The organism is Pseudomonas sp. DW-iso3, assembly GCF_058725305.1.
In genome coordinates, this window is record NZ_JBZXDZ010000015.1 from 55,814 (window position 1) to 67,168 (window position 11,355).

The 11,355-nt window shown below is 60.4% G+C and carries 9 protein-coding genes and 1 pseudogene; 4 read left to right on the forward strand and 6 right to left on the reverse strand.

What is annotated here, in order from left to right:
- Positions 1-26: 26 nt before the first annotated feature.
- Positions 27-1,073, forward strand: coding sequence for an acyltransferase family protein (locus AC4PS7_RS29245; RefSeq protein WP_074900561.1), 1,047 nt, complete (start codon positions 27-29; stop codon positions 1,071-1,073).
- 26 nt (positions 1,074-1,099) lie between these two features.
- On the opposite strand, the gene AC4PS7_RS29250 is transcribed toward AC4PS7_RS29245, so the two are convergent.
- The 4 genes from AC4PS7_RS29250 to AC4PS7_RS29265 form a co-directional block, all read right to left on the reverse strand.
- Complete coding sequence (locus AC4PS7_RS29250) at positions 1,100-1,675, reverse strand: DUF4174 domain-containing protein (protein WP_010211560.1); 576 nt, start codon at positions 1,673-1,675, stop codon at positions 1,100-1,102.
- Positions 1,676-1,839: 164 nt separating this feature from the next.
- Positions 1,840-2,472 (reverse strand): glutathione S-transferase N-terminal domain-containing protein, encoded by a 633-nt coding sequence (locus tag AC4PS7_RS29255; RefSeq protein ID WP_187517116.1) that lies wholly within the window; start codon positions 2,470-2,472, stop codon positions 1,840-1,842.
- Between the two features lie 12 nt (positions 2,473-2,484).
- Positions 2,485-3,063 carry a GNAT family N-acetyltransferase gene (locus AC4PS7_RS29260; RefSeq protein WP_069672730.1) on the reverse strand — a complete coding sequence of 193 codons (579 nt, stop codon included), beginning with the start codon at positions 3,061-3,063 and terminating at the stop codon, positions 2,485-2,487.
- 70 nt (positions 3,064-3,133) lie between these two features.
- Complete coding sequence (locus AC4PS7_RS29265) at positions 3,134-5,491, reverse strand: DNA polymerase II (RefSeq protein WP_021492080.1); 2,358 nt, start codon at positions 5,489-5,491, stop codon at positions 3,134-3,136.
- A gap of 195 nt (positions 5,492-5,686) precedes the next feature.
- Between AC4PS7_RS29265 and AC4PS7_RS29270 the strand changes: the two genes are divergently transcribed.
- Positions 5,687-7,924, forward strand: a complete 2,238-nt coding sequence (locus AC4PS7_RS29270; RefSeq protein ID WP_183703860.1) for a TonB-dependent receptor — start codon at positions 5,687-5,689, stop codon at positions 7,922-7,924.
- Positions 7,911-8,115 (forward strand): annotated as a pseudogene (locus AC4PS7_RS29275) (hypothetical protein); the annotation flags it as partial. The gene AC4PS7_RS29270 and the pseudogene AC4PS7_RS29275, both read left to right, overlap by 14 nt.
- Before the next feature lie 47 nt (positions 8,116-8,162).
- Here AC4PS7_RS29275 and AC4PS7_RS29280 read toward each other — a convergent pair.
- Positions 8,163-8,630, reverse strand: a complete 468-nt coding sequence (locus tag AC4PS7_RS29280) for an SRPBCC family protein (protein WP_010211569.1) — start codon at positions 8,628-8,630, stop codon at positions 8,163-8,165.
- 98 nt (positions 8,631-8,728) lie between these two features.
- Here AC4PS7_RS29280 and AC4PS7_RS29285 point away from each other — a divergent pair, with 98 nt between their 5' ends.
- Positions 8,729-9,130: a GFA family protein gene (locus tag AC4PS7_RS29285; RefSeq protein WP_031290841.1), complete on the forward strand. Its 402-nt coding sequence runs from the start codon at positions 8,729-8,731 to the stop codon at positions 9,128-9,130.
- Here the strand turns inward: AC4PS7_RS29285 and mrdA are convergent, their stop codons facing one another.
- Positions 9,131-11,023, reverse strand: coding sequence for a penicillin-binding protein 2 (gene mrdA, locus AC4PS7_RS29290; RefSeq protein WP_492179883.1), 1,893 nt, complete (start codon positions 11,021-11,023; stop codon positions 9,131-9,133).
- Between the last annotated feature and the right edge of the window lie 332 nt (positions 11,024-11,355).

Consider the following 11,355-nt stretch of genomic DNA (forward strand, 5'->3'; position numbering starts at 1 on the left):
TGTTTTTTTTAGAGGGAGGGGTTCAGGTGAAACATCGTTGGATTCAAATGGACATTGCCAAGGGCATTGGCATCCTGGTGATCGTATTCGCCCACAGTTGGTTCGTCGCCACCTCGCCGGACCTGCTGTATCCGGTGCTGGCGTCGTTCATCCTGCCGCTGTTCTTCTTTTTGTCCGGGGTGTTCTTCAAGCCTGAACAGCCCTTCGTGGAGATGGCGGTGCGCAAGGCCGACGGCCTGCTCAAGCCGTTTTTCTTCACCATGCTTATCTACGTGATCGTGCGCAGCCTGCTGCGGGGCCAGCCGCTGCTGCCGGATATCGGCGGCGTGCTGTATGCCTCGGTGGACACCATCCCATGGCAGGCGCTGTGGTTTCTGCCGCACTTCTGGGTGGCGATCCTGTTCAGTTGGCTGATGCTGCGGCTGATCCAGCGCCTGAAGCTGTCGCTGTTGCTGAGTTGCGCATTGGTCACGCTGCAATTGATCGTGGGCGTGTGGATGCTGCCCTGGTTCTGGCAACTGCCGGTCACGCTGGGCGGGCACACCTGGGTCCTGCCGGGCCTGCCGTTCAGCCTGGATATCACGCTGATCAGCAGCACCTACTTCATTGTCGGCTACCTGCTGCGCGACTGGCTGCGTGCCCACTCGGGCTCCTGGCTGACGCTGGTGGTCTCCGTCGCGCTGTTTATCGCAGTATTCACGTTCACCTGGGACACCATGGACCTGGCGCAGCGGCGCTACGACCACTGGTTATGGACCACCCTGCCCGCCGTGATCGGTGTATACGCGTGCTGGGCGCTGGCAAAGGTGCTGATGGTCTCGGCCTGGGTCACGCGGGCTATGACCTACATCGGCCAGAACACCCTGATCCTGCTGATCTTCCATGGTGAAATCCAGCACAAGACCTTCGACCTGATGGAGCGCCTGGGGCTGCACGCGTTTGTCGCGGCCTGCATCGGTTTTGTGGTGGCGGTGGTGGCGCCGTTGTTGATCGGGGAAGTGATCAAGCGGGTGGCGTTCCTGCGGTTTTTCTACTTTCCGTTTCCGGTGCGAAAACCACAAAAAACCCTGTAGGCACTCACGCCTACAGGGTCTTGGGTTCAGTCATCCAGCTGTTGCGGTGCAGGCTTGCTGCCATGTTTGGCAGGCTTGGCGCCCTTGGCTGGCGCAGGGGCCGCAGGTTCAGGCTCCGGGGCGGCGGCGGTTTCTTTCTCGGCCATCGGCATCTGGTCGATGGCAGTGAAGAATTCCTTCAAGTCGAGGGTATCCGGTGGCACGGTCTTCTCGACTTTCTTCTCGCCGTCCTTGCCCACCAGGATCACTTTGGTGCCACTGCCGGCACCCAGTTTGAGGGCACGGATCAGTGCGTTGGTTTCCGGGGGCGTGAGCTTTTTATTGTCCTTGGGGTCCTTGGCGAACTTCTCGCCTTCGGCGCCGATGCTGCCAAACTTCACGGTGTAGAACACCATGCTGCGTTCTTCGAAAGACTGCTTGGTCGCAGGCTCGTCCAACTGTTTCTTGAGGGTCGCCAAGGTGTCGTTGCCGGAATCAAGCTCTACCACTACCAGCGGCCGGGCCTTGCCCAAGTCTTGCTTGAGCGGGTTGATATCATCAGCAGCCAACAGCGGCCCCGTAAAAGCCATCAAGGTAGCCAGGGTCAGCGACCGGATGAGCATGCGCACCTCCTTTGTATTCCATGCAGGGTTCTTGAGTTTCATGTCTGCGACAGTCAAATTCAAGGATGATTCCTACACCACGTTACGAAAGCGTAGGACAAGACGCCCGCTACGCAAGGGTTTGGTGGGCGCACTTGTCATTGTTTCCACTGATTTCGGAAACATCATGAGACCTTCCACGCGGGCCAATGCCGCGCAAATACGGGGGCGACGACAGGGTCGGCATCCACTTGCGCCAGGCTTTGGGCAAAGCCCGGCGCCAGACCGTTCAACACCTCCCGCGCTTCATCCCAACGCGACACCGCCGCCGCCATCACGCCCAACGCATTCGGCACGCCGTTCGGGGCGAACAACTGCCCATCGAACTGATCGGCAAACACCACCCAGGCCTGGTGCAAGTATCGTCGAGTGCCTTTCACCAGCTGCGCCTGTACGGTTTCGTTGACGTCGCCGAGCCAGCGTTGCGGGTAGTCAATGATGCCGATCGCCGAATAGCAGTTGGCCGCGATGTACACAAGGCCGCGGATGATCTGCGCGCGGTCGCCGGCCAGCAGGTCCGAGGCCGGATATTCCAAGCCCAGGTGGATCAGGATCGCGGCGCTTTCCGTCAACACCTGGCCATCGGGGGTGATCAGGGTGGGTACCTGCTTGAGCGGGTTGATCCGGGCCAGCTCATCACTGCCCTCACCCTCTGCCCAGGAGGCCGCGTCCACCCGTCGCCACGGCACCGCACAGCGCTGTAGGGCGATTTCGATCATGCAGGAGCCGGATTCGTCGATGCCATAAAGGGTGTACATGGGCTTTTCCTCCTAGCGTTGCAGTTTGGCCTGCAAGTTGGCCTTCACCTGCGGCCATTCCGAATCGATGATGCTGAAGCGCACCGAGTTGCGCTTGCGCCCGTCGGGCATGATGCGTTCGTGGCGCACGATGCCTTCCTGCACGGCGCCGAGCCGCAGGATCGCGGCGCGGGATTTTTCGTTGAGTTCGTCGGTGGTGAATTGCACGCGCACGCAGTCGAGCACTTCGAACGCGTAGGTCAGCAACAGCAGCTTGGCTTCGGTGTTGATCGCGCTTTTCTGCGTGGACAGCGCCAGCCAGGTATGGCCGATTTCCAGCTTGCGATTGATCCGGTCGACCTTCCAGAACCGCGTGCTACCCACCACCTGGCCGTCATCACGACGCACCAAGGTAAACGGGATCATGCTGCCGGCGTCACGCCCTGCCAGGGCGGTGTCGATGTACTTATCGACGGTGTCCGGGCCCGGTACGTTGGTGACCTTGAGGTTCCACAATTCGCCATCGGCTGCGGCTTCGAGCAAGGCGGTCTTGTGTTCCCTTTGCAGCGGCAAGAGTTCGACCGTGGTTCCGGTCAGAGTGATCAGGGTCATGGTGCAAGCGCCGTCTGGGTGGTCATCAGTGACAGAGAGTGCAGGCTCCCACCCGGACGAATCAAGCGTTTTAAAACAGGCCCATCTGACCGCCCACCAGGGTGCTGAAATCGTCATTCACGAACGGCAGGATCGCATCCGCCACCGGCTGCAGTTGCCGGGTGACGTAGTGGTCGTAGTCGATGGGCGCGTGCCGCACTTCCAGCGGTTCCGGGCCGTTGACGCTGATCACGTAACTGATCCAGCCACCGCGCTGGTACTGGCGCGGGCGGTTCATGCGATCGTTGTACTCATCGGCCAGGCGCGCGGCGCGGACATGGGGCGGCACGTTGCGCTCGTAGTCGTCCAGCTGACGGCGCAGGCGTTTGCGGTAGATCAGCAACTCATCGAATTCGCCGCTGAGGGTACGGCGCACATAGTCGCGGATGTAATCCTGGTGGGGCTGGCGATGGAAGATGCGCTGGTAGAGTTCCTGCTGGAATCGGCGCGCCAGGGGCGACCAGTCGCTGCGCACGGTTTCCAGGCCTTTGTAGACCATTTCTTCACGGCCATCGCTGTGCACAACCAGCCCGGCGTAGCGTTTTTTGCTGCCCTCCTCTGCGCCCCGGATGGTCGGCATGAGGAAGCGGGTGAAGTGGGTTTCATACTGCAATTCCAGCGCGCTTTGCAGCCCGAATGCCGTTTGCAGGTGCTCGCGCCACCAGTCGTTGACGTGCTGCACCAACGCCCGGCCGATGCGCCCCGCGTCCTCCTGGCCGTGTGCACTGCCGAGCCAGACAAAAGTCGAGTCGGTGTCGCCGTAGATCACCTCATAACCTTGGGCTTCGACCAGCTCGCGGGTCTGGCGCATGATCTGGTGGCCACGCATCGTAATCGACGAGGCCAACCGCGTATCGAAGAAGCGGCAGCCACTGGAACCGAGTACGCCATAGAAGGCGTTCATGATGATTTTCAGGGCCTGGGACAGCGGGGCATTGTGTTCACGCTTGGCCACTTCACGGCCTTCGGAGACCCGCGCGACGATGGACGGCAGGCAATGCCGGGTGCGAGAGAAACGTGCGCCGCGAAAGCCTTCCACGGACTCGCTGTCGTCGGGGTGCTTGAGGCCTTCGATCAGGCCCACCGGGTCGATCAGGAAACTGCGGATGATCGACGGGTAAAGGCTTTTGTAATCGAGCACCAGCACTGATTCGTAGAGGCCTGGGCGTGAGTCCATGACAAAACCGCCGGGGCTGGCCTGGGGCGGTTTATCGCCCAGGTTCGGCGCGACGAAACCCTGGCGGTGCATCAGCGGCATATACAAATGGGTGAACGCAGCGACGGAGCCACCGTTGCGGTCGGCCGGCAAGCCGGTGACGCTGGCGCGCTCTAACAGGAACTTGAGCAGTTCGGTTTTCTCGAAAATCCGCGTGACCAGTTCGCAGTCCTTGAGGTTGTAGCGCGCCAGCGCGGGCTTGTCCTCGGCGAACATGCGGTTGATTTCGTCCATGCGCTGGTACGGCGTGGAGATGTCCTTGCCCTCGCCCAGCAGAGTTTGCGCGACGTTTTCCAGGCTGAAGGATTCGAAGCTCCAGGTGGCCGAACGCAGGGCTTCGATGCCATCGATGATCAAGCGCCCCGCCGCCGCCGCAAAGTAATGGTTGCGGCTGCCGTGTTCGCGCCAGGCCATGGGTTCTTCACCCCGCCCAAGCATGAGCGGCACATTGAGGCGCTGGGCATGTTCGTGGAGCACGCGCAGGTCGAATTGCACCACGTTCCAGCCGATGATCGCGTCGGGGTCGTGCAGGGCGAGCCATTGATTGAGGCGTTCGAGCAGTTGGGCGCGGGTGTCGCAGTAGTCGAGCTTGAAGTCCACGGCGGCGGGTTTGTTCGGCGGGCCGAGCATGTACACCTGGCGCTCGCCGCAGCCTTCGAGGGCGATGGAGTAGAGATCGCCCTGGGCGGTGGTCTCGATGTCGAGGGACACCAGCTTAAGCGGCGGGCGGTAGTCGGGCGCGGGCTTCATCTGCGCGTCACAGAGCACGCCGGTGGCGTCCGGTGTGCCGCCGAACCACACCGGTGCGGTGATGAAGCGCTCCATCATGTAGCGCTCGGGTGGGCGCACGTCGCCTTCGTAGACATCAACCCCGGCAGCGCGCAGGCGTTTTTCCACGTCCATCGCTTGGCGGTGCTGGCGCGTATACAGGCCCAGCACGGGGCGATGATGAAAATCGCAGAGCTGCAACGGGCGCAATTCGATGTCGCGCTCGCCCTTGAGCAGCCAATCCAACGGCTTGCGATGGGCCTCGGGGATGAACATCACCGACGTCTGCACGGGTAGACGGACAAACCTCGGGCCTTGGTCGGTGGCCAGCCAGAAGCTGACCTCCGTACCCGCCGGGGTATCTCGCCAATGCCGGGTCAGGACAAAACCCTGCTGTAAATCCACCGTACCGCACCTCAGGAATCGCTTTCAGGGCGTGATTCTACTCGGCATCCGCGCGCGCAGACCTGAATCTCATAAATTTGTTGCAAGACGTTAATAATAATTACTATCATTCGCGACGGAGTCGTATCCGCGCAGTGAGGACGCGCAACGCTGTTGCCCTTTTCCTCACATAACGGTTCGCCGTCAGGATCGACCATGCCCATCCGTGCCACCTTTGCTGTGCCATTTCGCCCTACCCTGCTCGCCCTTTGCTGCTCCATGAGCCTCACAGCCCACGCCGCAACACCCGCCACTCCGGAGGATGCGAACAACCGTCAGGATGGCAACACACTGGAACTGGGCGCCACCAGCATCAACGCCGAAGCGCCCGCTCCAAACGCCCTGCCTCCGGTATACGCTGGCGGCCAGGTGGCACGCGGCGGTCAGTTGGGTGTGCTGGGTAACCAGGACATCATGGATGTGCCGTTCAGCATGGCCTCCTACACCGAAAAGTTGATTCGCGACCAGCAGGCCGAAACTGTCGGTGATGTGCTGCTCAATGATTCGTCCGTGCGCCAGGCGTCAGGTTTTGCCAACCAGGCGCAGACCTTCATGATCCGTGGCCTGCCGCTGAACGGTGACGACATTTCCTTCAACGGCCTGTACGGCATCCTGCCGCGCCAGATCATCTCCACTGACGCCTTGGAGCGCGTGGAAGTGTTCAAGGGACCCAATGCCTTTATCAACGGCGTAACGCCAGGCGGTTCGGGGATCGGCGGTGGTGTGAACCTGCAACCCAAGCGCGCCGACGACGTCCCGCTGCGTCGCTTCAGCACCGATATCAGCAGCGATGGCCGAGTGGGCGAGCACTTGGACATAGGCCAGCGATTCGGTGAAGACAACCGTTTTGGCGCGCGGGTAAACCTGTCCCAGCGCGAAGGCGATACCGGCATCGATGATGAAAACCAGCGCTCGAAACTGTTTGCGGTCGGCCTGGATTACCGCGGCGATGCGTTGCGCCTGTCCAGTGACTTTGTGTATCAGAAGCAACGCATCAACGGCGGGCGCAACTCGGTGTTCCTGGGCACGGCCACCCATATCCCGGATGCACCGTCGGCTGACACCAACTACGCGCCGAGCTGGAGCAACACCAACCTTGAAGACACCCTGGGCATGCTGCGCGCCGAGTACGACTTGAACGACAACTGGACGGTTTATGCGGCAGGCGGGGCCAAGCACACCCGTGAAATGGGGCAGTACTCGTCGGTGACGCTGACCGATAACCTTGGCAATGCAACCGCCAGCGGTTCGACCATCGCGCATGAGGAAGACAACAGCAGCTTGATGGGTGGCCTGAATGGCAAATTCCAGACCGGCCCTGTGAGCCATCGTCTCAACTTCGGCCTGGCCGGCATCTGGACCCAGGCGCGCAATGCCTATGTGTTCGCCACCCCACGCACCCTAACCAACATCTACAACCCTGTGACGGGAGCGCCACCGGCCCTGAATAATCCACGCAATACCCCTGGCACCGATTTCAGCGACCCGACCATCACGGCCAAGACCTTTGTGCGCAGTACGGCAGTGTCCGACACCCTGGGGTTCTTCGACGACCGCCTGTTGGTGACGGTCGGTGCACGCCGCCAGCAGATCGTTGTGCAGGGTTACAACTACATGAGCGGTACCCGCACGGCCCATTATGACGAGTCGATCACTACGCCGGTCTACGGCCTCGTCTTCAAACCCTGGGAACATGTGTCCTTCTACGCGAACAGGATTGAAGGCTTGGCCCAAGGTCCGACTTCCCCTGTCAACTCCGGGAACAGGACTGTTATTGGCGGAGGCCAGCCCTATGCACCGGCACGCTCCAAGCAGATTGAAGCCGGGGTAAAAGTCGACATGGGCACCTATGGGGCGACGTTGGGTGTGTACCGCATCGAACAGCCTGGAGCCGGCTACGTACAGGTCATTGATGCTACGACAGCGCGCTACGTGCGAGAGGGCCAGCAGATCAACAAAGGCGTGGAGCTGAACGTGTTTGGCGAACCGGTTAGCGGCCTGCGCTTGCTGGGCGGTGTGACAGTCATGAAGACCGAGCTCAAGGACACGCAAAACGGTGCCAACGACGGTAACCGCGCGATCGGCGTGCCTTCGTTCCAGCTCAATGCCAACGTGGATTGGGATGTGCCTGGCCTGCAGGGCGTGACGCTCAACGGCCGCATGCTGCGCACCGGTGGCCAGTATGCCGACGCCGCCAATAACCTGAGCCTGCCAGCGTGGAACCGCTTCGACATAGGCGCACGCTACAACTTCAAGGTGGCTCAGCGGGATGTCACGCTCGGTGCCACCGTGGAAAACGTTGCCAACGAGAAGTACTGGGAATCAGCCCAGGGCGGTTTCCTCAGCCAGGGCGATCCACGTGTCGCCAAGCTGTCGGCGACTGTGGACTTCTGATCACCGTTGCCTGCGTCAGGCGGTTGCCCTGGCCGCGCTTCTGTCCGCCCAACCTCGTCGCCCACGCTGTCGATATCCGCCGGTCAAAATCCGTTGAGGCCGATGAAGTCACCACAAAGGTATTGGCGGTGGATGCGGCCAAGCATCAGGTAGTGCTGGCAGGTGCCGAAGGCGGTGAGGTGCAGGTGAAGGCTGAATAGGTTAGAAAAGTGGGCATCAAGCATGATGCCCATTGCGGTCAAGCTTGACGGGCTTGGCTCAGGTAAGTTTCGATGTTGCCCATCTGCTCATCCCAGCCACGGGAATTCATCTTGAAGGCTTTCTGCCGCCGTGCCTCAGGCACTGCGTCAAACCCCGACTCGACCACCCGCAGTAGAATGCCCGGTGCTCGGTCCTCAATGGTGAATTCCACCAGTGTCGGGGTTTCCTGGTCGTAGTCGACGCCCTCTTCCACCGCGAAGGGGTGCCACCGGAACGAGAACAGTGTTTGCGGCAGGATGCGTTCGATTCTGGCCTTCCAGATCACATGCTCGTAACCGGGATAAGTGATCGGCGCCTCAAGGGTTTGCCCGGCAACAAAGCTTTTGCCGCTGAGGGCGATACCAAACCAACTGCCGAATTGCTCGGCATCGGTGAGGGCTTCCCACACCTGTTTACGTGAAGCGTTGAGCAGGACTTTTCGTTCGATGCGATCTAATACGTGCATAAGTCACCTCCTCCATTGACAGTAGGCGACATCAAATAATGCGCAACCTTGGGTTGTAAGCAATCATGATGACCCCATCCTTGAACCGGCTATACGTTATGACTGACCCGTTGAATGGAAGTTGCTTCTGTAAAGGCGTGCGCTACCAAGTGGACGGCCTCGACATGCCCATCAGCCACTGCCACTGCGACAGCTGTCGCAAGGTGCATGCGGCAGCATTTGTGGCGACGGCGGGCGTGATGCGTGAACACTTTCGCTGGACCCAGGGCGAAGCCCTGCTGGCGTCATTCGAATCGTCGCCAGGCAAGTTCAGGCATTTCTGTTCGCGCTGCGGTTCGCACCTGATGGCGGAGCGCGGGCACCAACCCCACGTCATTGTGCGGGTGGCGACGCTGGATGATGATCCAGGCGTCAGGCCCACCGCGCATATCTGGACATCCCATGCGGTGCCCTGGCTTGCCTATGAAGGCGTAGAGCAGTGGGACGGGTGGCAAACCTGATTAGACCTTCGGGTCTCCGGGTGCTTTAGCCGGGGTCACGTACTGCGGCTTCAGGTGACCTTCTTGGTCGAGTAACCAGGCGTCCATGATCTGGCGCACTACCGGTCCTGCAACACGACCGCCGGCCTCGCCGTTTTCGATCATCACCGAAATCACGATCTTCGGATGTTCGGCTGGCGCGAAACCGACGAACAAGGCGTTGTCGCGGTGGCGTTCCAGGGTCTTTTCACGGTTGTAACGCTCACCCTGCTTGATCGCGACCACTTGTGCCGTACCACTCTTGCCGGCGATGCGGTATTGCGCACCTTGTGCGGCAGCGCGGGCAATGCCGCGTGGGTCGTGCATCACCAGTTGCATGCCGTGGTTGACCTGCTCCCAATCACGCGGGTCCTTGAGGACGACGTTGGGCATCGGGTTTTCATCCACGGGAGGCACGCCATTGATGGTCTTGGCCAAGTGAGGCCGATTCCACACGCCCTTGTTGGCGATCAGCGCTGTGGCTTGGGCCAATTGCAGCGGTGTGACCTGCATATAGCCCTGGCCGATGCCGAGGATCACGGTTTCACCCGGGAACCAGGGTTGCCGGCGGGTGGCGCGCTTCCAGGCCTGGGAGGGCATCAGGCCGGCTGACTCTTCGAACATATCCAGCGACACTTTCTGACCCAGGCCGAACTCAGCCAGGTAGTCGTGCAGGCGATCGATGCCGAGCTTGTGGGCTAGGTCGTAAAAGTAGGTGTCGTTGGACCGCATGATGGCGGCGTCCATATCTACCCAGCCGTCGCCGCTGTGATTCCAGTTGCGGTATTTGTGATCGAAGTCCGGCAGTTGGTAGTAACCCGGGTCGAACACGCGGGTCTGGGCGGTGACGACGCCACTGTCCAGGCCGGCGATGGCGACCTCCGGCTTGATGGTCGAGCCTGGCGCGTAGAGGCCCCTGAGGACGCGGTTGAACAGCGGCCGATCGATGGAGTCATGCAGGGCGGCGTATTCCTTGAAGCTGATACCGGTGACGAACAGGTTCGGATCGAAGCTTGGCTTACTGACCATCGCCAGCACTTCACCGGTCTGCGGGTCGAGGGCAACCACCGAACCGCGTCGATCACCCAAGGCCTCTTCTGCGGCTTCCTGGAGGTGAACGTCGAGGCTAAGGACAATGTTTTTTCCCGGAATCGGATCGGTGTGCTTGAGCACACGCAGTACGCGGCCCTGGGCATTGGTCTCGACCTCTTCATAGCCTACGTGGCCATGCAATTCAGACTCGTAGAAGCGCTCGATCCCGGTCTTGCCGATAGACTGGGTGCCCCGGTACTCCACCGAGTCGAGGGCTTTGGATTCTTTCTCGTTGATCCGCCCTACGTAACCGATGGAATGGGCAAAGTGAGCGCCCAGGGGGTAGTGACGAACGAATTGCGGTTCTACGTCCACACCCGGTAGGCGAAACTCATTCACGGCCAGCAGCGCGATCTGCTCTTCGGTCAGCTCATAAAACAATGTCACAGGAACGAAGGGGTGCCGCGCTTGCTTCAGCGCCTTGTCGAATACAGCACGGTCTTCTGCCGGCAAGTGCAGCAAACTGACGATGGCGTCCAACTCCCCCTTGAGGTCGGTGGTGCGTTCACGGGTGATGGTCAGGTTGTAGCTGGGACGGTTGTCAGCCAGCACGACGCCGTTGCGGTCATAGATCAACCCACGCGTCGGCGTAATAGGCAGCACGTGGACGCGGTTGTTCTCGGAAATAGTGGAGTGGTAGTCGAACTGTACGACCTGCAGGAAGTACATGCGTGCCACCAGGGCGCAGGTGATGCCAATAACCAACAGCGCGCAGGCAAGCAGGCGTTTGTTGACCAAGCGGTTTTCTTTTTCGTGATCCTTGATCGGTATAGGTTCAGGCATTTCTACAGCATCTCGTTGAAGAAGGTCGACGCCGCTTCCTGCGGTTGAAAGATCAGTCCTTGTGAAAATGTGCTGCACCATACCAAAAATGCGGAAACACTTTGTCTCCATTTGCCCAACGGCAGGTTCATGAGCCGCTTTTATGAGGAAAGTCGTAGAGGAAGAGCGTGCGCTGGTCGGGATGCAAAAAGAGGGGATTCATGAGGAGTGGCGCTTCAATGGTCTGTTATCGGTGACGGTGTTGACCAGCAGCGCACGGCAATGAGTCTCTACGTACTTTTCGACCGCCCAAAACAAAACCCCATCTGCTTTCGCAAATGGGGTTTCGGAAT